At 42.4% G+C, this 21,564-nt stretch carries 19 protein-coding genes and 2 tRNA genes; 16 read left to right on the top strand and 5 right to left on the bottom strand.

Annotated features, from left to right (window positions below; translation table 11 throughout):
- Nucleotides 1-81 precede the first annotated feature (81 nt).
- The 7 genes from valS to HXT53_RS06055 all read left to right on the top strand — a co-directional run bounded on the left by valS (nt 82) and on the right by HXT53_RS06055 (nt 8,547).
- The gene (gene valS, locus HXT53_RS06085; protein WP_421780194.1) at nt 82-2,841 is read left to right on the top strand and encodes a valine--tRNA ligase; all 2,760 of its coding nucleotides are present in this window, start codon (nt 82-84) and stop codon (nt 2,839-2,841) included.
- A gap of 120 nt (nt 2,842-2,961) precedes the next feature.
- On the top strand, nt 2,962-4,758 hold the full coding sequence (argS, locus tag HXT53_RS06080) for an arginine--tRNA ligase (RefSeq protein WP_421780192.1): 1,797 nt from the start codon (nt 2,962-2,964) through the stop codon (nt 4,756-4,758).
- Between the two features lie 213 nt (nt 4,759-4,971).
- Nucleotides 4,972-6,528, top strand: a complete 1,557-nt coding sequence (brnQ, locus tag HXT53_RS06075) for a branched-chain amino acid transport system II carrier protein (RefSeq protein WP_285085021.1) — start codon at nt 4,972-4,974, stop codon at nt 6,526-6,528.
- Nucleotides 6,529-6,820: 292 nt separating this feature from the next.
- The gene (locus HXT53_RS06070) at nt 6,821-7,000 is read left to right on the top strand and encodes a phage antirepressor protein (RefSeq protein ID WP_285085020.1); all 180 of its coding nucleotides are present in this window, start codon (nt 6,821-6,823) and stop codon (nt 6,998-7,000) included.
- On the top strand, nt 6,997-7,251 hold the full coding sequence (locus tag HXT53_RS06065) for a BRO-N domain-containing protein (RefSeq protein WP_285085019.1): 255 nt from the start codon (nt 6,997-6,999) through the stop codon (nt 7,249-7,251). Before HXT53_RS06070 ends, HXT53_RS06065 begins: the two co-directional genes overlap by 4 nt.
- A 79-nt stretch (nt 7,252-7,330) precedes the next feature.
- The gene (locus tag HXT53_RS06060; protein ID WP_101887653.1) at nt 7,331-7,549 is read left to right on the top strand and encodes a helix-turn-helix domain-containing protein; all 219 of its coding nucleotides are present in this window, start codon (nt 7,331-7,333) and stop codon (nt 7,547-7,549) included.
- Entirely contained in the window at nt 7,546-8,547 is a 1,002-nt protein-coding gene (locus HXT53_RS06055) for a DNA cytosine methyltransferase (protein WP_285085018.1), read from the top strand. The genes HXT53_RS06060 and HXT53_RS06055 overlap by 4 nt, the downstream gene beginning before the upstream one ends.
- 51 nt (nt 8,548-8,598) lie before the next feature.
- Here the strand turns inward: HXT53_RS06055 and HXT53_RS06050 are convergent, their stop codons facing one another.
- The 3 genes from HXT53_RS06050 to HXT53_RS06040 all read right to left on the bottom strand — a co-directional run bounded on the left by HXT53_RS06050 (nt 8,599) and on the right by HXT53_RS06040 (nt 10,171).
- Nucleotides 8,599-9,495: a hypothetical protein gene (locus HXT53_RS06050; protein ID WP_285085017.1), complete on the bottom strand. Its 897-nt coding sequence runs from the start codon at nt 9,493-9,495 to the stop codon at nt 8,599-8,601.
- A gap of 7 nt (nt 9,496-9,502) precedes the next feature.
- Nucleotides 9,503-9,583 carry a helix-turn-helix domain-containing protein gene (locus HXT53_RS06045; RefSeq protein ID WP_369278301.1) on the bottom strand — a complete coding sequence of 27 codons (81 nt, stop codon included), beginning with the start codon at nt 9,581-9,583 and terminating at the stop codon, nt 9,503-9,505.
- 240 nt (nt 9,584-9,823) lie between these two features.
- On the bottom strand, nt 9,824-10,171 hold the full coding sequence (locus HXT53_RS06040) for a phenylpyruvate tautomerase MIF-related protein (RefSeq protein ID WP_101890006.1): 348 nt from the start codon (nt 10,169-10,171) through the stop codon (nt 9,824-9,826).
- Between the two features lie 136 nt (nt 10,172-10,307).
- Here HXT53_RS06040 and HXT53_RS06035 point away from each other — a divergent pair, with 136 nt between their 5' ends.
- The 9 genes from HXT53_RS06035 to HXT53_RS05995 all read left to right on the top strand — a co-directional run bounded on the left by HXT53_RS06035 (nt 10,308) and on the right by HXT53_RS05995 (nt 20,456).
- The gene (locus HXT53_RS06035) at nt 10,308-10,817 is read left to right on the top strand and encodes a GtrA family protein (RefSeq protein ID WP_016636012.1); all 510 of its coding nucleotides are present in this window, start codon (nt 10,308-10,310) and stop codon (nt 10,815-10,817) included.
- Between the two features lie 23 nt (nt 10,818-10,840).
- On the top strand, nt 10,841-11,473 hold the full coding sequence (locus HXT53_RS06030; protein ID WP_032841474.1) for a histidine phosphatase family protein: 633 nt from the start codon (nt 10,841-10,843) through the stop codon (nt 11,471-11,473).
- A gap of 90 nt (nt 11,474-11,563) precedes the next feature.
- On the top strand, nt 11,564-12,502 hold the full coding sequence (locus tag HXT53_RS06025) for a hypothetical protein (RefSeq protein ID WP_101887721.1): 939 nt from the start codon (nt 11,564-11,566) through the stop codon (nt 12,500-12,502).
- A gap of 27 nt (nt 12,503-12,529) precedes the next feature.
- Nucleotides 12,530-14,092 carry a glutamate--tRNA ligase gene (gltX, locus tag HXT53_RS06020; RefSeq protein WP_421780187.1) on the top strand — a complete coding sequence of 521 codons (1,563 nt, stop codon included), beginning with the start codon at nt 12,530-12,532 and terminating at the stop codon, nt 14,090-14,092.
- A 186-nt stretch (nt 14,093-14,278) separates the two neighbouring features.
- Nucleotides 14,279-14,351: transfer RNA gene (locus HXT53_RS06015), tRNA-Glu, on the top strand.
- A 40-nt stretch (nt 14,352-14,391) separates the two neighbouring features.
- Nucleotides 14,392-14,463 (top strand) — tRNA-Gln (locus HXT53_RS06010).
- Nucleotides 14,464-14,951: 488 nt separating this feature from the next.
- Complete coding sequence (locus HXT53_RS06005) at nt 14,952-16,388, top strand: FHA domain-containing protein (protein ID WP_009994635.1); 1,437 nt, start codon at nt 14,952-14,954, stop codon at nt 16,386-16,388.
- A gap of 18 nt (nt 16,389-16,406) precedes the next feature.
- Nucleotides 16,407-20,228, top strand: coding sequence for a helicase (locus HXT53_RS06000; protein ID WP_415698199.1), 3,822 nt, complete (start codon nt 16,407-16,409; stop codon nt 20,226-20,228).
- Nucleotides 20,229-20,252: 24 nt separating this feature from the next.
- Nucleotides 20,253-20,456, top strand: coding sequence for a hypothetical protein (locus HXT53_RS05995; RefSeq protein WP_004114310.1), 204 nt, complete (start codon nt 20,253-20,255; stop codon nt 20,454-20,456).
- Nucleotides 20,457-20,463: 7 nt separating this feature from the next.
- On the opposite strand, the gene HXT53_RS05990 is transcribed toward HXT53_RS05995, so the two are convergent.
- Nucleotides 20,464-21,135 carry a hypothetical protein gene (locus tag HXT53_RS05990; protein ID WP_004573707.1) on the bottom strand — a complete coding sequence of 224 codons (672 nt, stop codon included), beginning with the start codon at nt 21,133-21,135 and terminating at the stop codon, nt 20,464-20,466.
- A gap of 170 nt (nt 21,136-21,305) precedes the next feature.
- Nucleotides 21,306-21,482: an FmdB family zinc ribbon protein gene (locus tag HXT53_RS05985; protein WP_004114314.1), complete on the bottom strand. Its 177-nt coding sequence runs from the start codon at nt 21,480-21,482 to the stop codon at nt 21,306-21,308.
- Nucleotides 21,483-21,564 lie beyond the last annotated feature (82 nt).

Raw genomic sequence — 21,564 nt, 5'->3', positions numbered from 1 at the left:
AGCAACCGTTGATTTGAATAATTTTTACAAATATTTGTAAAAATATTGACGTTGTCGCGCTGAGTTTCTAATATTCAGTTCATGAGTGAACAGGATAATAACACAGTAAAACACGCACATTTAACGCCGCTTCCTAACAAAGTTGGCGTTGATGGTCTTGAAGACAAGTGGCGTAGTAATTGGGACGAAGCTAAGACTTACGCATTCCATAATTCTCGCGATCGTAAGGCCGTGTATTCTATCGATACTCCACCTCCAACCGTTAGTGGCCACTTGCACGTTGGTCACGTATTTTCTTACACGCATACGGATGTTATTGCACGATATAAGCGCATGCAAGGTTTTGACGTTTTCTACCCAATGGGTTGGGATGATAACGGCTTGCCAACAGAACGCCGCGTGCAGAATTATTACGGTGTGCGAGTGGATACTTCGTTGAAGTATGACCCTGATTTTAAGCCGCCTTTTGAAGGCACTGAAGGCAAGAAGATTGAAGCTAAGGATCAGGTTCCTGTAAGCAGACAGAACTTTATTGAGCTTTGTGAGCGCTTGACTTCTCAAGATGAGAAGCTTTTTGAAGCTTTGTGGCGTAGGCTTGGTCTTTCTGTTGATTGGTCGCAAACTTATCACACTATTGGCGAGCAGCCTCGCCGAGTTGCACAAAAAGCATTCTTGCGCAATCTTGCTCGTGGAGAGGCTTATCAGAAAGACGCTCCAGGCTTGTGGGATGTTACATTCCAGACTGCAGTTGCGCAGGCTGAGCTTGAAGCGCGCGAATATCCTGGCTTCTACCATAAGATTGCGTTCCGCTTTGAAGATGGTACGCCAATTTATATTGAAACTACGCGCCCAGAATTGCTTGCTGCATGCACTTCTTTGATCGCGCATCCAGACGACGAGCGTTACAAGAAGTACTTTGGTCAGGAAGTTTACTCACCGCTGTTTAAGGTGAAGGTCCCGATTTTGGCGCATCCTGCAGCTCAAATGGACAAGGGCGCTGGCATTGCAATGTGCTGCACTTTCGGTGACGTAACCGACGTTGAGTGGTGGCGCGACTTGAGTTTGCCAACTCGACCAATTATTCAGCGTAACGGCCGCATTGTTATGACTACTCCTGATTGGATTACGGACGAGTCTGGCCGCGAAATGTTCGAGAAAATTGCTGGCAAAACCACGTTCTCTGCCCGTAAGGAAGTTGTTGAAGCTTTGCAAGCAGCTGGAGATATGGAAGGCGAACCAAAGCCAACAAAGCGTATGACGAACTTCTACGAAAAGGGCGATAAGCCTTTGGAAATCGTCACTTCTCGCCAGTGGTACTTAAAGAACGGCGGCACGGACGAAAAGCTGAATGCTGAGCTTATTGAGCGCGGCAAAGAACTTAGCTTCCACCCAGACTTTATGCGCGTGCGCTACGAGAATTGGGTTCACGGCTTGAATGGCGACTGGCTTATTTCTCGCCAGCGCTTCTTTGGTGTGCCATTCCCACTTTGGTATCCAGTAAATGAAAATGGTGAAGTGGATTACGAGCATCCTTTGACGCCTAGCGAAGATCGTTTGCCAATCGACCCAACTATTGACGTTCCAGAAGGCTTCGATGAATCTCAGCGAGACCAGCCAAATGGCTTTACTGCTGAGCAGGATATTATGGACACTTGGGCTACATCTTCCTTAACACCACAAATTGTGACTCGTTGGGAAGAGCCAGGTGAGGAAAATCAGGCTTTGTTTAAGGCTACTTTCCCAATGGATTTGCGTCCACAAGGCCAGGATATTATTCGTACTTGGCTGTTTAGTACGGTTGATCGTGCGCATCTTGAAAACGGATGCTTGCCTTGGAAGCATGCTGCGCTTTCTGGCTGGATTCTTGATCCTGACCATAAGAAGATGTCTAAATCTAAAGGCAACGTGGTTGTGCCAAATAAGCCAATCGAAGAGTTTGGTGCGGATGCTGTGCGCTACTGGGCAACTTCTGCAAAGCTTGGCTTGGATGCAACTTACGACGAAGGTCAAATGAAGATTGGCCGCCGCCTTGCGATTAAGCTTTTGAACGCTACGAAGTTTGCGCTCGCAATTGGTCGCGAAAACGAGGAGCATCAGGTTCTTGAGTCTGCCAGCGCGGATTGGGATTTTGCAGACGTTACGGAAGTATTGGATCGCTCTGTTATGGCAAAGCTTGCATCCGTTATTCGTACCGCAACTGATGCGCTTGAATCTTACGAGCATTCCAAGGCTTTGGAAGCAATCGAAACCTTCTTCTGGGAGTTCTGCGACGATTACATTGAGCTTGCAAAGAATCGTGCTTACGGTACTGCAGAATCCACTGGACGCACTCCAAGCGAAGCTGCTGTAAAGTCTGCTCGCACAACTCTTGGCCTTGCACTCGACGCTTTGGCTCGCTTGCTTGCTCCTTACTTGCCTTACGCTACTGAAGAAGTGTGGAGCTGGATGCATGACGGCGAAGGTTCTGTACATCGTGCTAGCTGGCCATGCGCTAAGGCGTATGAGGCTGCTGCAAACGGTGTTTCTGCAGACACTTTGGCTTACGCGGGCGAAGCTTTGGCTGCTTTGCGCAAGATTAAGTCTGAAGCAAAAGTTTCTATGAAGACTCCTATTTTGCAAGTAACTTTGAACGTAGCAGAAAACGCTTATAAGTCTGTTGAGGAGACTTTGGATGACGTTGCGGAAGCGGGACGCGTTACTGGAGAAGTAAAGCTTAACGCTGTTAAGTCTGCGGATGCTGGCGATTCTTCTGAATCTGAATCTGCGGAATCTGAAGCAACTAATGTAAATGTTTCTGTTGCTCAAAGCGAACTCGGTGAAGCTCCTGCAAAAAAGAAGTAGTTGCAAGTAGTCGAAAATAATTAGTCGCAAAACAAAAGCGCTGGAAGTCAATCTTCGACTCCAGCGCTTTTTGTGTATTGTAAATACTAAGCATCGCGCGGTAACGCTAGACTGTAAACCATGAATCCAGAAAGCTTAAGTGAATTAATTGAAAAAATTGCTAAAGATTTAGTAGCAAGCGGTAAAGCTGGCAGTTTAACAGAAGATTTGATTCCTGCTGCCGAAAAACTTGCAGTTATGCGACCAAAAGATCGCGCACACGGCGATTGGGCTACAAACGTTGCTATGCAACTCGCTAAAAAAGCTGGTATGAAGCCTCACGATTTAGCTGAACTTTTTGCCGAGCGTTTGCAAGAAGCAGAAGGTATTGCGCGCGTAGAAGTGGCAGGCCCTGGCTTTATTAACATAACGCTTGATTCTGCTTCTGCAGCGGCTGTTGTTGACGAAGTATTAAAACATGGCGCGGATTTTGGCAAAAATACGCATTTAAGCGGCAAAACTTTGAATCTTGAGTTTGTTTCCGCAAACCCAACTGGTCCAATCCACATTGGTGGAACTCGCTGGGCTGCGGTTGGCGATTCTATGGCTCGAGTCTTGGAAGCGAACGGCGCAAAAGTTGTGCGCGAATACTACTTCAACGATCATGGTGAGCAAATCAACCGTTTTGCTAAGTCTTTAGTTGCTGCAGCTCATGGCGAAGAAACGCCTGCAGATGGCTACAAAGGCGCGTATATTAACGAAATCGCGGACGCTGTTATAAAAGAAGCAAATGCGGACGGTGTTGACGTTCTTTCTTTGCCACGAATTGATCTTGGAAAAGATGAAGAAGGTTTGCCTCTTGGCGAAGGCGATTCCGAGCAGCGCGAAGAGTTCCGCAAGCGCGCAGTTCCAATGATGTTTGCGGAAATTCGCAAGTCGATGCACGATTTTCGTGTGAAATTCGACGTGTGGTTCCATGAAAACAGCTTGTACGAGGATGGCGAAGTTGAGCGCGCTATTGCAGACTTGCGTTCTCGCGGAGACATTTTCGAAAAAGATGGCGCGACTTGGTTCGAATCAACTAAGCATGGCGACGACAAGGATCGCGTAATTATTAAGTCCGACGGCAATTACGCCTACTTTGCTGCAGATATCGCATACTATCGCAACAAGCGTCACCGCGAACAGAATCCTGCAGACATAGCAATCTACATGCTCGGCGCGGATCATCACGGCTATATTGGCAGAATGATGGCAATGTGCGCGGCTTTTGGAGACAATCCTGGCGAAAATATGCAGATTCTTATTGGCCAGATGGTAAATGTTATGAAGGATGGCAAGCCTGTGCGCATGAGCAAGCGTGCTGGAAACGTTATTACTATTGACGATTTAGTTGATGCAATTGGCGTTGACGCTTCGCGCTACTCACTTGCTCGCACAGATTACAACACAAGCGTTGATATCGATTTGGATTTGCTTGCTTCTCACAGCAACGATAATCCTGTGTATTATGTGCAATACGCTCACGCACGCAGCTGCAATGTGGCTCGTAACGCGGCAGACGCTGGAATTAGTGCAGACGGAGCTGATTTAAGCTTGCTTAATACTGAGGCAGATGGCGAAGTACTTGCTGCTTTGGCTCAATGGCCTGCAGCTCTTGCACAAGCTGGCGATTTGCGCGCTCCTCACCGCGTTGCGCATTATCTTGAGGATTTGGCAGCAAGCTACCACAAGTGGTACAACCTTGAGCGCGTAGTGCCAATGGAGTTGAGCGACCCAGAAAATCGATTGCCAGAGGCAGAGCGTGAAGCTCAGCGCATTGCAAAGTGCCCAGAGCCAGCACGCGCTGCAGCTCGCTTAAAGCTTAACGATGCTGTGCGTACTGTAATTGCAACTGGTCTTGATTTGCTTGGAGTTTCTGCTCCAGACAAGATGTGATTTAGCGCATTTGCCCTTTATTTAGGACGCTAGCTTTTATGTTAGCGTCCTTTTATTTTTACAAAAAGACACGCGCGAAATTGCAAATTTTTTTCGATTAAGTACATGCGATTTATTAATATACCCCCTAATATTATTTTTCGGTTTCAGTTTTGTTATTCAATGCGTTAAATAATATGCTTAAACAATTTTCACCATATAGGAGGTGTAAGCATGAGCGTCACAACACAAAGTGTCAGCACAGACAGTGCCCCGAAAAAAAGGAACTTGACAATTATTGAATCCGCGTACGTGGCGGTCATGTTGTTTGGCATGTTCTTTGGCGCTGGAAACCTGATTTTCCCAGTATTCCTTGGTGCTAACGCAGGAAACAATTCTGCGCCTGCGGCAATCGGCTTTATTGTTACTGGCGTTGGCTTGCCATTGCTAGGCGTTACTGCTCTTGCAATGAGTCGCGCAAACGGTCTTTTTGAACTTTCAAGCAAAGCTAGCAAAAAATACGGCATGTTCTTTACATGCGTTCTTTATTTAACAATCGGCCCGTTCTTTGCAATTCCGCGCTGTGCAACAACTTCATACACTGTTGGCTTGGAACGAATTATTCCGCAAGACGGAAATGGGCAATTGTACTTGTTCTTGTTCTCTGTAGTGTTCTTTGCGCTCGCGTTCTTCTTTGCTATGAAACCAAGCGGCATACTCACGTGGGTTGGTAAAGTTCTTACGCCAATCTTCCTTGTATTCCTAGCGATTTTGGTATTTACTGCACTATTTTCCCCTATAAGCGGTGCTTCTTCAGATGCTGCTCCTATGGGAAATTACGTTAATAAGTCATTCTTTACAGGATTCTTAGATGGCTACAACACAATGGATGCTTTAGCTAGCTTGGCATTTGGAATTGTGGTTGTTAGCACAATTCGCCAGTTTGGTGTAAAAGATCCTAAAGATGTGGCAGTGAATACTGCTCGCTCTGGATTCTTTAGCTGCTTGCTAATGGCTTTGATTTACGTTGCAATTGTTGTTGTTGGTGTGCGTAGCCGCGCTCTGTTCCCACCTGCGGAAAATGGTGGCGTAACTTTGGCACAAGTTGCACGTTATCATCTTGGAAATGCTGGCTTATTCGTGCTTGCTGCAACTGTAACGCTTGCATGCTTAAAGACTGCGGTTGGATTAATCGTAAGCTGCTCGGAAACCTTCTCTAAGTTATTCCCTAAGGGTCCTAGCTACCGTGTTTGGGCTGTATTGATTACGCTTGTTTCGTTTGGTCTTGCAAACTTTGGATTGAGCGCAATTATCGAATACGCGGTTCCAGTATTGATGTTCTTGTATCCACTGTCAATCGTATTGATTCTTTTGGCTTTGTGCGGTCGACTTTTTGGAAATTCCAAAGTCGTGTATTCTTGGACACTTGGTTTTACTGGTGTTGCAGCTGTATTTGACTTTTTGAATAGTTTGCCAACAGGTTTGCGCAATGCATTGCATATGAACGATATGTTGATTGTTGCTCAAAACTGGTTGCCGTTCTCGGAATTTGGCATGGCTTGGGTTTGCCCTGCTGTTGTTGGATTTGTTGTTGGCTATGTTCGCATGGTTATATGTGACAACAAAGGTATGGAAGAAGTGGCTCGTGTAGCTGCTGGCCCAGATCTTGAAGGTAGTGTTGCTAATAGCGATGACTATTCTTCAAGCGATGCTGATTTTGACGAGTCGGATGCGTTCGCTGTATCTGCTAAGTCTACTGTTGACGAGCCTAATTTTGGCAATCAATCCTAGTGACTAATTCATATTTATTTGTATAGATAGTTGTAATAATAAATAATCGCCATATTTTGGTGCGTATTTTACGTAACAAGATATGGCGATTTTTTGATTTTTCTTTTAAGAAAATAATGTTATTTTTAGCAATAAAACGATATTGTTGAACCACAGTGTAGTGAAGATGTTAGGGCGATTTACGTTTTACGTAATGTTTTATTTTGTAAAAAACAAGAATCAATATTTGTAATACAAAAATTTTGTTGTACGTAATTATTGCTGGGTATGAGCTAAAGGAGGCTGATTAATTATGGTAGAAGATGGAGAAAATAACGTGAATAATGAAATTAAATTATTTGAGGGTAAGCAAGTATGTTCCGCTTGGAATAACGAAAAAGAAGAATGGTATTTTTCGGTAGTGGATGTGGTTGCCGTTTTGACAGATAGTAAGAATCCTAGAGACTATTGGTATCGTCTAAAAAGCGCATGAGTGAGGAAGAAAAAAGTGAGTTGTCGACATTTTGTCGACAACTGAAACTTGCATCGTCTGACGGGGAAAAATATGAGACAGACGCCGCTGATATACAAGGAATTTTGCGCATTATTCAATCAATACCATCTCCCAAAGCTGAACCATTCAAAATGTGGTTAGCGACAGTTGATAAAGAGAGATTTGATGAAGTAATTGATGGGAGTAAGTCTAAGGGACATATTGCAGGTACCTGGAAAACTCTTAGTTAAAACTTTGGATTTGATTAATGCAAACTTGATTAAAAGCTATATTAACGCTATAATAAGTATATAAATTAAGGAGGTTTTCATGGATGTGAGAAATAAAATAAAACAAATTAGATTACAAAGTCTTCTAAGTCAACAAGACTTTGCTAAGCAGATAAATGTTTCCTTTTGTACAGTTAATAGATGGGAAAATGGCAAAGCTATACCAAACTATAAAGCACTATCTGACATAAAAGATTTCTGCAAGAAAAAGGGAATCGCTTTCGATATAGATATCATTCATGCAGAGGAAAATAAATGAAAGTATTAAGCCTATTTAGTGGGTGTGGTGGATTAGATTTAGGGTTTGAAAAAGCTGGTTTTGAAATACCAGTAGCTAATGAGTTTGACAAGACTATATGGGATACTTTCAAGATTAATCATCCGAAAACACATTTAATCGAAGGTGACGTTAGAAAAGTATCAAAAAATGATATCTCTGAATATCTGTCTGGAGACTTGGATGGAATTATTGGTGGACCGCCATGCCAATCTTGGTCAGAAGCCGGTTCTTTGAGAGGCATAGATGATGACAGAGGGAAACTTTTCTTTGACTATATTCGTATATTAAAAGATTTTAAACCTAAATTCTTTTTGGCAGAAAATGTGAGCGGCATGTTAGCCAATAGGCATTCCAGCGCGGTCCAAAATATTCTGAAACTTTTTAATGAAGCTGGCTATGATGTGAATCTTACGCTTGTTAATGCTAAAAACTATGGAGTTGCACAAGATAGAAAACGTGTGTTCTATATAGGCTTTAGAAAAGATTTAAATATAAAATTTTCTTTTCCAAAAGGATCTACAGAGGATGATGAAAAGAAACTAACATTAAAAGATGTTATTTGGGATTTGCAAGATACTGCCATTCCAGCGAGAGAGCGAAATCACCATAATCCAGTTGCTATAAATAACAATGAGTATTTTGTCGGAGCGTTTTCCTCTATATTTATGAGCAGAAATAGAGTTCGTTCTTGGCATGAACAAGGATTTACAGTGCAAGCTTCTGGAAGACAATGCCAGCTTCATCCTCAGGCTCCCAAGATGATCAAATTTGGGATGAATGACTGCAGGTTTGTAAAAGGGAAAGAATCTCTATATCGTCGAATGACTATAAGAGAAATAGCCAGAATACAAGGATTTCCAGATAATTTTAAGTTCATATATGATAGCTTGGATACGGGTTATAAAATGATTGGGAATGCAGTACCAGTAAATTTGGCATTTGAAATAGCTACTGCAATTAAAAAAGTTCTATCATAATTCAGATAAGTGGTGGGAGCTGAGTTTAAAGCTTCCACCACTTATCTATGCTTATATGTTCACAGATTCAGTATGCTGTATCAACTCAAGACCTAAATTATTAGTATTAGAAACGCCTAATAGATCTAACGCTGATTTTAATCGTTCATATACAGCATCTCCCCTCTCCAAAAGGGGTCTATTAAATACTAATTCATAATCCAATTTTCCATTAGTTACGAACCAATTTACATAAACTGCCAAAGGTCTGTTACCATCATATTTATTTTTAAGTGAACGATAATTTAACGCTTTACAAGCAAAATACACCTTTGGATTCTGATCAACGTAATCATCAATGGCAATTAACGAATTAGCAGCGTCTTGAGTTGTGTCTATATTATCTTTTTCGACTAGTATAAAGTTTGCAACTCCACTGTCTTTTATAATAACGTCATTAACATATGCATTTCGTTTATCCTCAGATAGGTTTGTACCCGCATAGACATCAATGACTTGTTGCCTAGTAAGATCTATTTTTTCACTTAACTGACCGCTTTTAACATTTAATAATTCAAATTTCCAACCAAGTGTGATAGCACCTTTATCTGTGCGACCTAATTTACTCTTGTATATTAGTGGTCTTTTTTGAAAATCGTTCTGTAGTTTAGTCACAGCGCTGATAATAATCTCTTGCCACTTAGATCCGAATAACTGTTCTGCACGCTCAGCATTGGTTTTATTTTCAAGAAATTCAGCATTTTCTTGCTTAAAAGAGATTTTAAACTCTTTAACACAGTTGTTACTATTAACAGCTTCTACATATATATCAGTTTTAGGTTCACCTTTTTTGCAGGTTGGCTTTCCAGAATTATTTACTTTAAAGAATTCTCCTTCATAACAAAATGTTGAGGCAGCACTAAACAGTGATAATATTTTATGTTCTTCGGGACCAAATGTTTTTGCCATAATTTTTTTACCTCATTTCTTTTTGTATTTCCATAATGTCACTAATATCGCAGCTTAAAGCGATGCAGATTTTCAATAATCCAACCATATGTTCTAATAATCATTTAAAATCTCCTTATTCTTCTACGTTTTCCATGATATCTTCCAGTTTGCAGTACAATGCTTCGCAAATTTTGATGAGAACTGGGTGCCGCTATCGCAAAAATTTTAATTAACACAAGCACAGATTTTGCAAAGTAATATTTGTAAAGCAAAAGCCTACCGAAATAAACAGGTAGGCTTTTTGGTTAGGTTTTTGATGTGATTGTTTGCGACTTGCGACTTGCGACTAGAAGTTGCCGCCGTTCCAACCCCAGTCAGTTGTTGCAGTGTAACGAATGTAAGTGCGATCCTGTGGTACGCCAAGCTCGCGATTCAAAGCTGCCATAATCTGCTCTGTCAACTTTTCCCAAGCAGATCCTGGCACGCTAGAACCAAAAACGTTCACTTCAACATAAGCTGCAGGCTTAGAATTGTCTCCTGCAAAATAAATTGGCATATTGTCTTCAAACGGGCACATAAGCCAATGCTCACTTTTGCCTGGAACTGCGCTAATCGCCTTGCCGTATGCTGCTTTTAATGCATCGCGCTGTTCTGGCGTAGTGCTTACAGAAACATGAGTGTGAATAACTGGCATAATCGCTCCTTTGCTAAGTTTTATGAATTTTTTAAGTTTATAAACTTGTGCTGCGCAACATATGTTACGCAATAATAAACCTGTGTTACGCAATAATTATAGTGAATTGTTAGCCTCCGCGTGTTTAATTGAATGTATGAAAAAACTTATTGAACAGGTTGTTAAGTTTGGAATCGTAGGAATCATTGCGCTGATTATTGACGTAGTATTGCTAAACCTGCTTCTTCTTGTGCATCTTAATAACGTTGTTGCTGGAACAATATCTTTTATAATCTCGCTTATTTTTAACTACATTGCCAGCATGAAGTACGTGTTTAAGCACCGCGAAGACATGGCTCGTTGGATGGAATTGCTGATTTTTGTTATTTCTGCAGTTATTGGTTTGCTTATTAACGATGCGATTATTTGGCTTAGCACGCTTGGAATGGCACAAACTTTGCGTGGTACTGCGATTTACATGCTTCGCACAAACATTGGCAAGCTTATTGCAACAGTTGTTGTAGCTGTGTGGAATTTTGTTATTAGAAAGTGGCTTTTAGACGACACAAAGTCGCAAAAACCTGATTATGATGCCGCTAAAGACAATACTTTTGCTCACAAGTTGGGCGAATGGTCGTTAAGTCACACTCCAAAAGGGTGGAAGTAGGTTTGGAAGTAGGTTTAGAAAATATGCCAGCTACGACTATTCATTTTGTGCGCCACGGGGAAGTGGAAAATCCAAATCACGTGCTTTACGAGAGGCTCCCAGGATTTCACTTATCTAATCGCGGCTTAAAAATGGCTTGCGCTACAGCAAAATATATTGCGACTGTTCCACAAATGCGCGGAATTAGTGCGATTTACTCGTCTCCTTTGGAGCGCACGCAAGAAACGGCGCAACAAATCGCAAACGCTTTGCAAATTGGCCCGATTATTTTAGACGATCGTCTAATCGAAGCGGAAAACAATTTTCGAGGGAAAAGAATCGGCTACGGCGAAGGCGCTTTGTGGAAAAACAACAATTGGAAGCTTGTATCTAACTTGTGGAAGCCGAGTTGGGGAGAATCCTACAAGAGTATTGCTGCACGCGTTGGCGATTTTGCGTGCGAACAAGTGAAAAATCACCCAGGTGAACAAATCGTAGCTGTAACGCACGAATCGCCAATATGGTCTTACCGTCATTTGTTAGAAACGGGTCATGCGGAGCACAATATGCTTTTACGCAAAACGGCTTTGGCGTCAATTACGTCAATTACATATGATTGCGAAAATATGAATGTGCTTTCCATCACATATGTGGATCCTGCTGCGCGTGTGCAATAGAACGTGTGGAATAATAAGCAATAGACTTTAAAATATGCATAAAAGATGCGTAGAAACTGTTTTTTACAGCTAATGCGAAGGAGCGTTATTATGGGTGATTCTGTAGAAAAGCTGGATTCAAAGGCTTTGAGTCTGCTTGAGTCTGCTGCAAAGTCGGCCGCGGATTTAACTAAATTGTGGCCTTTAAGCGAAGCTCGCCATTTAGATAATGACGCAAAATATGCTGAAAATCTTGAGGTTAGGGCGATTCGCACTATTGCTCGAATTATTACAGATTTAGACGTTACTGTTCCAGATGCAGAGTTTGTGTATGAAGGTGCAGACGAAATTCCAGGACGCCCTCAAGAGATAGTTGACGCGCTTTTGGCTGCTGCAAACGCTTACGATGATATGGATTTATGCTACGAACCAGACTACAGCGAAGCGCAAGAAGAGCTAGAAAATAACACGAATGATGTTAGCGCTATTTTTAACAAGCTTGAATCAAATCTTTCTAATGATGTTAACGCAATCAACGGTGCTGCGGATTCTTTAAGCGTTGCAGGTAATTGGAGTGTTGATAGCTTGCAAGATGCGTTTAGATGCGCAAAACAAGAGTGTGATTTTTGCGGACTTAATTCTGTAGAATCGCAAAAAATTACAGCAATACTGTCTATTCTTAAAAGTCTTATTGAAAAAACAAGCAACATTTACGAAACTTTGCCTATATTCCTATATATTAACGAAGTGTGTGAGTGCGCGGGAGTTCCGCGAATGATGTTTAAGGATAATCAGTGGCGTGCGATTGTTGATTGCGTAAAAAGTGGCGATGATGGCGAAACTGGCGAAAATAGTATGAGCACGCTACTTGAAATTGCAGCCCCATTGCTTGAGCGCGAATGGTTAAAGCATAAGGAAGACGTACTTTGGGATCCAGAAGAGGCTAAGAAGCTTGCAAAAGAAGAAGACGATAGAAAGTCTCGCGAGGCTCTTGCTGCAAAGTTTGCGCATGTGGAAGGTAATAAGGAATCAACGCAAGCGCTTGACTAGATAGGCACGTCCGTAACGCGCGGCACAATGGAACCTATGACTGATACAGAGGAAACTCAAGAAGTTGCTAATAATGCAACAAAATCCACAAAGCCTGAACTTCCAAAGAATGTTCGTGTGCGTTTTTGCCCTTCGCCAACCGGCACGCCTCACGTTGGCATGGTTCGTACCGCGCTGTTTAACTGGGCGGAGGCTCGCCATACTCACGGCAAATTGCTGTTCCGCATTGAAGATACTGATAATGAGCGCGATAGCGAGGAAAGCTACCAGCAGATTATTGAGGCTCTTCGTTGGCTCAATATTGATTGGGATGAGGGTATTGACGTTGGCGGAGATAACGGGCCATACCGCCAGTCCCAGCGTATGGAAATTTATAAAGATGTGGCGCAAAAGCTTTTTGATGCAGGATACGCTTACGAATCCTTCTCTACTCCTGAAGAAATTAAAGAGCGTAATATTGCTGCTGGCCGTCCTGCTGAGTTTGGTTACGATGGTTACGATCGCAATCTTACTGAGGAGCAGAAGCAAGCTTTCCGCGATGAAGGTCGCAAGCCTGCACTTCGCTTGAAGATGCCAAATGAAGACATTACTTTTAATGATTTAATTCGTGGCGAAATCACTTTTAAAGCTGGATCTGTTCCTGATTATGTGATTGTTCGCCCGAATGGCGATCCACTTTACACGCTTACGAACCCTGTTGACGATGCGTTAATGGATGTAAACGTGGTTTTGCGCGGTGAGGATATTCTCAGCTCCACACCTCGTCAGATTGTGCTTTACCGTTATCTTATGGAAATGGGCATTGCTAAGGAAACTCCCCTTTACGGCCATATGCCTTACGTTATGGGCGAAGGCAAGAAGAAGCTCTCTAAGAGAGACCCTGAGTCCAACTTGTTCTTGCATAGAGATAACGGCTTTATTCCAGAAGGCTTGCTGAACTACTTGGCTTTGCTTGGATGGTCTATTGCGCCTGATCGCGACGTGTTCACTATGGACGAGATGATTGAAAAGTTTGATGTGCGAGACGTTAAGGCAAACCCTGCACACTTTGACTTGGATAAAGCAATTTCCATTAACGCTGAGCATATTCGCATGCTTGATTCGCAAGACTTCTTAAATCGCTCTGTGCCTTATTTGCATAAGGATGGCGTAGTTAGCGCGGACAATTGGGATGCCTTAACTGACCGTGAGCGTGAAGTGCTCACCGCTGCTGCTCCTCTTGTTCAGCCTCGAGTGCGTTTGCTTGGTGAAGTTGCTGGAATGGTTGGCAGTTTGTTGAGCGAAGATGGCTATATTGAGCCAGATGACGATGCGCGTAAGCAGCTTAAGGAATCTGCTGGTGATGTGCTTGATGCTGCGCTCGCTGCTTTGCAAAGTGTTGATGCTTCTGATTGGCATACGGATTCTTTGCACGAGCTTTTGAACAAGAAGCTTGTAGAGGAAGCTGGCTACAAGCCGCGCTTGGCATTTGGCCCTGTGCGAGTGGCCCTTTCTGGCCGTCGCGTTTCTCCGCCATTGTTTGAGTCCATGGAAATTGTTGGTAAAGACGTGACTTTGGCGCGTTTGGCTGGATTGCGTGAGCATTTGTAAATCGTAAATAGCTTTTAAATCTTAAGTAGATTTTGTATAAAGCGGGAATGTAGTGGAATTCTGCATTTTCGCTTTTTGTGTTTTTTAGGAGTTTTAGCGTATTTTCGACACGCCGCGGTTGCGTATTGAGCTGTTATGTTGTAAAGTCGACATTTGTTGCGTCTAGAGGCGTAGCAGATAAATGAAGCCCCCGTCGTCTAGCGGCCTAGGACTACGCCCTCTCACGGCGCCAACACCGGTTCAAATCCGGTCGGGGGTACAAAGACGGAACGGTTCCAAGAGCCGCGAAGCCTGCCAATTGGGGTATGGTGTAATTGGCAACACAGGTGATTCTGGTTCATCCATTCTTGGTTCGAGTCCAGGTACCCCAGCGAATAACCCTCGTGTTTTACGAGGGCTTTTTTGTATTTCAAAGATAAAAGATATAGCTTACATTGCTCGTACTTTTCTTGTTTCTTATATTTGTATCGCGTGTGAGGCATTTGTAACGTTTTTTACTGATTTTCGTTATATTTGCATCATCGGTGAGATGTTTGTAACGTTTTTTGCGGTAAAAACGTTACAAACGCATCATGTGAGCTACGAATATAACGCAAGCTATTGCTTCTGCTCTAATAGACTCAGCGAATAGTTCCTCACGGGCTATTAGTAGCCGTGAGGCTGATTTGACACATAAAGTCTACTGGACTTTATATTTAAGCCAAATCACGCTTTGAAGGAGCTTGAAATGCGTTATGCAATTTCAAGCTCAGTCAAAGCGCTTCTCGCGCATTATGCAGCTCGGAGTTGTCGATTCGCGCAATATACACAAAGCATGACACAATAGTATGTAGTGTGTTTTTTGAAGGGAGCAGGTTCCGTGGGAAGTCGACAAACCTTGCAGCGTTGGATGATTACAGTAGGTGGTGTCGAGCAGGCGCGCGTTGGAGCGGGTCAGTCTGTGGAGATCGGCAGAAAGCCTATACGACCTTTGCGCGAAGACGGTTTTATGCGTGTAGACATTGTAGACAATAAGCGCTCAATGTCTAAAAGGCATGCGCTTCTTATAGTAGACACAAGTGGCGTGGCGACTATTCGAGATTTGCATTCTACAAACGGAACTTATCTTGTAAACGAAAGCGGAGATTTGCTGCGACTAGATCCAGATGTTGATTTTCATATGCCAGATAGCATTGTTCGCATGCAATTTGGAGATGTGCCAATTGACTTTGTGCGTATAGAAGAGCCAGTTCCTTTGGCTGAAAATAGTGCGGAGCCTGTACGCGACTTGTTCTCTTATGCTGCTGACGGTTCCATTAAAGAGCCAGATGCTTCGGATTTGTCGGTCGATGATATTCTTGATATTCGTGCTGGAGAGCCAACAGGCGTTTTCCGTGCACAATCTGTTTCACACCCTAATTTAGTGTGGGATAATCAGTCCAAATTAAATGCTGCCGGTAAAGCTGATGATGTTTATAGTGCAAGCAAGGCTGATATTTCAGTAAATCCTGTAAAACAAAGCGATCCCGTGATTGCTAATCAGGTTGTTCTTCCTGTTGTGCGTGAAGATTTTGAGTCTGCTGCAGAACCTCGTAATCTTTTTGATGATGCAGCACAAGCTAATGCATCACAAGTTAATGCAGCACAAGCTAATGCAGCACAAGCTAGTAGTGACAAAACTAATAGTGATGAAACTGTAAATCCAGATAATATTGTGGATAACAGTGTTGTTGCAAATGATTCTTTTGATTCTCACGATGTTCAAGACGATTCTAAAATTCAGTACTCACAAAATGTAGATGTTGAAAACGAGGATCACACAACGCAAGATCAGAATACTGAACAAGAGGAGATAGCAGAAATTCAAATCAATTATCAAGATGAGAATGAATTACAAGATGGAACAGAAGATGAGTCGCCAGCAACCGACGATTCATTGCAAGATGAACCTCAAATTCAACTAAATCATGAACAATTCATTCGATCCAATTCAGTCAATATTCAAGAAGATTCGCAATACACTCCAGCTTTTGAACCAGGGTCTGTGTTCGAAAAAGTGTCAAATGGAGAATTCAACGCGCATAAAGAAATTGTACAAGCAGGTGGATTCACTTCGGAAGAAGCTCAGAAAACCACTGATTTCTCTAAACAGTTTGAGATAGCAAAATATCAAGAATTACTTCCATTTTTAGCCATGAATACAGGTCTTTATGACGATTTATACGCTTGGCTTTCAGCTCAAGGCAATGCAGACGTAGATGAAGCTTTAGCGCAAAATAGCGGGTATAACGCTTACCGCAACGCAGTAGGTTTATAAACAGGGGAGTTTAGTAGTATGAGCGGCGAACAGAATGATTTTATAAGCCAAGTAAATCAAGCGCATAATGCGAGTGAACAAAATTATCAAGAAGCTTACGAGCAGAATGCGCAAATAAAGCATGAAAGTGCGCAGGCTACAGCTTCGCGAGATGAAAAGTTAAGGCGAATAAACTCTTGGCGCGAACAATACAAGTCACAGCTTGCGCCTTCGCCGCTTGAAGACATAACGAAACTTTCCGCACAATTAGAATTAACGCATGCTCACCCATCTGGGATAGCGCAACTTTTTGCGAGTGGAAAAGTAACTCTTCAGGCGTTATTCCGCGATTCTGGAATGTTGCGCGCGGCAGGGCGCAGACTAGACAGGGTTTTTGAAGATAGAGATAATAAGGCGCACGAAAATGGTGTTTCGGAGCTTTCGCTTGTTGTTGGAGTGGCATCGTGGAGCGGTAATCATGTGCCAGTTTTAACATACCCAGTGCGAGTTATTCGAGACTCTGGCAAGGATGAAACATACGCAACAATCTACTTTTCTGGCAATGTGCGCTTAAACCATGCTCTTGTTCTTAGATTGCAAGAGAGAGGCGTGAATCTTAGTGAAGATGCGCTTTTTGACGGCGCAAACTATGAAAGCGGAACACCAGAAACGTCAGCTGTTTTTGATGCAATTTGTGCATCTGCTCGCAGCGTGTTCCCAGATTTTGATATTGAACGAGATATTGTTCTTGGATGTTTTACTGATTCGGGATCCAGATTTTTGGCTGAAAGCGCTCAGATTTTGCAGGCGCTTAAAGTTGGGAATGTTGGAAACACTATGATTGATGCGGTTGCTGGCGATGAGCGTGCGCTTAAAGAGTTGGCGGCAAATGATAGGCAAGAGTATTCTCCTCTAGATGTAGACCCTCATGGTGAATATGAAGTCGGTGATGTAGATAATGTTGTACGTTATGCATCTGGTTTAGCTGCTAATGGCGTTTCTCTGGCTTTAGACGTGGATGCTGGATCTGATTCTGCTTCTATCGCGGCTGCGATTTCTTCACGCTGTGTTCTTGCTGGAAAGTCCATTTTATATGTTCCAAATGTTATGGAACAACAGCGTCGATTCCGTCATGCTCTTAGTGCGAATGAGATTTCTTCGCTTGCGCTAGACGTTTCGGATTCTCACCTTGCGAAACATGTGGATTCTCAGCTCATAGCTGCAGTTGGGGCGCGTCAAAGCGTTGCTTCTAGCCGTTTTGAGCAGGTTTGTGACGAGTTAGTTGGTGTTAAAACTCGCTTAAATCGTTATTTGGGAGACTTGCATGGAGTAGATGAGCGTTGGGGTGTGTCAGCGTATCAGACAATGCAAAATCTTGCTGCTATTGCAATGTTGCCTACTCATCCTTGTACTCATGTAAGACTAGATGTTGCTGCTGCAAGATCGCTTTCTGGTCATTTAGATGAATGGGCGCAAAAATTACATCAAGCAGATGAGCTTGGAGAATTTACGATAAAGCCTGAAGATACCCCGTGGTTTGGCGCGTCTTTGTTCAATGAGAATGAGGCTGTTGCTGTATATCAGCGCGTTGTAGATGTTCTACTAAAGCTTCTTCCTGCAGCACGCGAACATGTTAAATCAACTGTTCAAAACTGCGGTTTTCCTGTTCCCGCTACCGCACGCGAATGGGGTAGACAGGTTACGGTGTTAAAGAATCTTCGCCGAGTTTTAGATGTTTTCCAAGCAGATATTTTTGAACGTGATCTTAGCGCGATGATTGAAGCAAGTAAGCCTAAAGCTGTTCGCAAGCGTGAAGGTACAGTAATGGGCTTCTGGGAGCGTAGACGTCATATTAAAGAAGCTCGTAGTCTTTTGCGTGTAGGAGCTAAAGTAGATGATCTTCATGAGGCTTTGAAGATTGTTGCTCAGCAAGCTGCTCAGTGGCGTACTTTTGTTCCTCATGGAGGGTGGCCTGTGTTACCGCCTAAGTTAGATGAGATTGTTAGTACTCAGGAGCTTTTGGATCGTAATCTTGTAGCTCTTGATGCTGTTCTTTCCACCACGCGTTTGGGTGCTGATCTTGAAAATGTTGAGTTTACTAAACTTGATGAGCGTTTACAGGCTTTACATGACGATCGTGCTTCCTTAGATACTTTACCTGGTAGGTGTGTGATTGAGCGCGATTTACGCGGTGTTGGTTTAGAAGACCTTGTTTGCGATTTGCGTAGGCGTAATGTTACTGGTTCTGCGTTAGATGGTGAGCTTCACTTGGCTTGGTGGACTACGGTTTTTGAAGATATCGTTAATTCTTCCGCGATTATTTCTAACCAAGATGGTTCGGCTATGCAAGATGCTTCTGACCGTTTTGTTCAGGTAGATACTGAGCATGTGCGCTCTGTGGGGCCTATGGTTCAACAAGAGACTCTAAAACGTTTGTGTGAACTACTTTTCTCTAGGTCTCAGGAAGCTAATCAGCTTCACACAACTCTGGCAAGTAATAGTTCTGGCGTGACTTTTACCAAATTGATGAATTCTCATGCAGATCTTCTTCTTGCTGCTAAGCCAATTATGGTTGCTATGCCTTCTACTTTGACTATGATGACTGAATTTAAGCCGATTGTAGACATTGTGATCCTTGATTCTGTTGAGCATTTGAGCAATATTGAGCTTCTTAGCATTCTCGCTCGTGCTCGCCAAGTTGTGGTCATTGCTCATAAGAATACGGTAAGTTCGCAGAGTGTTAACGATTTGATTAGTGTTTTGCCTTCTGTACATGTTAAATCTCGTGCTACTAGGCGTTCTCTTCGTCTTGCCAATTTCCTTGAAAATCATGGGTATGGTTCGCTTCGTCACGATGTTCCTGTAGATAGAATGCAAGGTAAAGTTAAGCTTCACCAAGTTGAGGCTTCTGGTGTTCCTGTTATGTCTACTGGTTTGATTGAGAGTAGTCAGAGGGAAATTGACGAAGTTGTTTCCTTGATAAAACAGCGTGCTACGACTTTCACGGTAGTTCCTTCCAGCTATGTTCTTGCAGTTGTAACTCTTACGAGTGTGTTTAGGAATCGTTTAGGAGCGGAGCTTAAGGCTCTTGCTATTAAAGATGAAAATATGAATAGATTCCTTCGCCATGTTCGTCTTGTAGATGCTAGTGAGTCTGTTGGTGCTGCCGCTACGGATGTTATTCTTTCCTTATGCTATGCAAAAACTTCTCACGGTAGGCTTTTGCAACAATTTGGTGTTTTGGAAGAAGAAGGCGGTAAGGGTATACTTCTTGATTCGTTAGCATTAGCTCGTAGGAATTTAGATATTGTTTGCGCGTTTAAATCTAGTGATATGGAAGATGAACGTTTGCATCAGGATGGTCCTAAGCTGCTTAAAGAATTGCTTATTTGGGCTGAGCAGTTGGATGATAGTCCAGTAAATCCAACTGATTTTGATGAAGCAAAACCTGAATATGATCAAGATAAGGCAGAAAATAAGGCAGAAGCTGCAGGTGCGCGTGCGGAGGCTTTTGATTCTTCAGTAGACAGTTTTAATAATGTTTTGTTTACTGATTTGGCGGATCGTATTCGCGCTCGCGGATTGTGCGTAGCGGTGAATTACGGATTTGATAAGGAACACAGTATTCCTCTTGTTGTTGGTTTGCCAGATAAGCCTTTTGCTCTTGCTGTTTTAACGGATGATATGAGATTCATGAATATAGAATCAACGCGTGAACGTCATCGCATGTTTGCGCAAGATTTGGAGTATCTTGGCTGGTCTGTTATGAATGTTTGGAGCGTTGGAGCATTCGTAAATCCTGAAAAAGAGGTTGAGCGGGTTGTTTCTAGAATAGGCGAGCTTTATGGTGAAGATCAGTGAGCCGTGATAGGTGAGTGACTATAGGTGAGTGACTATAATCCCAATCGCAGATGTTCTAGAACGCATAATCGAGTAGTTCGTAAAGGCTCTGAGCTTTTTGATGCTGATGGCGTTAAGCTGGAGCCTTCGGATTTTCAGACTTTAGACCAGCGCTCTAAAGATGACGATAATCGTATTCTTGGAGAGCTTCCGCCTCATTGGGCAGTTTTTAGTGAACGTGGTAGGTAAAGCTGTTTTATCCTCGTATTGCAATAACCGCAAGGTTTGGAATAATAGATTGTGTATTTATTATCTGTAACGCAGACTCTGCAGGCATGGCTAGTAACGCGTTTTGAGATGAATTGCCTGTTTTGACTACTATTACATCGTGGATAAAAGAAATGTTTTTATTTTCTTGAACAATGTCATTCTCGTTGTGATCTCCTCTTGAAACTTTGCTAAATGCTATCGAAATATTTTCTCCAATGTTTAAATCTTGGTTGTTGCTTGCCAGTTTTATTGAAATCGTTGTGAATCCTGGTGGAATTTTTGCTTGTTGTGTAATCTGACTAGTAAAGATAGGCATACCATATTTGATATTGCAGGTTGCGATAATAGCATTTTTGATCAAATCCTTGTTAATAACATGATTAAAAACACTGTTTTTGGGCACGTTAACATAAGACAAATCATCTTGTTTAATAAGAGTGCCTTTAGATATATCTCTAATTGCTACAGGTATGATTTGCGTTTCTTGACAGCTCGTAATCATATTTATTGCAATAAGTGTTGCAACGCTAATAAAAGATACTGTAAGCGCATTTAACAAAAGTGCTTTCTGCCTGCGTTTTAAAAGCATGGCTGGCACTTGATTTTCGTGCGCATCATGCGTGCTAGATGTGTTTTTTAATATTGATATCATGCTCATAGAAGCATCATCTAATAAAAGGTGATGCTTCTACAAGATATTTTTGTCAATGTGGTTAAAGGTCATTTTCTATTGTAAATTAGACGATTTTATGCACTTTTCCACAAATTTGCTAATAAGCGAAATTGTTTATGCACATTTCCACAAATTGTTTGTACCTGCTTGAAAAATTATTTATCAGTGCGATAAAATCCGCTACCTTTAAAATTGATTGGTGGCGCAGAAAACACCTTACGAAGTTCTGGTTTTCCGCATTTTGGACACACTGTAATTGGGTCATCTTCAAACGATTGATATTCCGAAAAATCATATCCACATTGCTTGCAACGGTAATGATAAGTAGGCAACGGTTCCTCCGATCTTTATTTCCATCACATATCCTAGCTCATTCCCGCACCGCATGAAAGATGACTTAAAATATATGCAAAA

Source organism: Gardnerella sp. KA00390 (assembly GCF_049244075.1).
GTDB lineage: Bacteria > Actinomycetota > Actinomycetes > Actinomycetales > Bifidobacteriaceae > Bifidobacterium > Bifidobacterium vaginale.
Note: the sequence above shows the minus strand (reverse complement) of the source record. Positions and strands in the feature narration are given on the sequence as shown.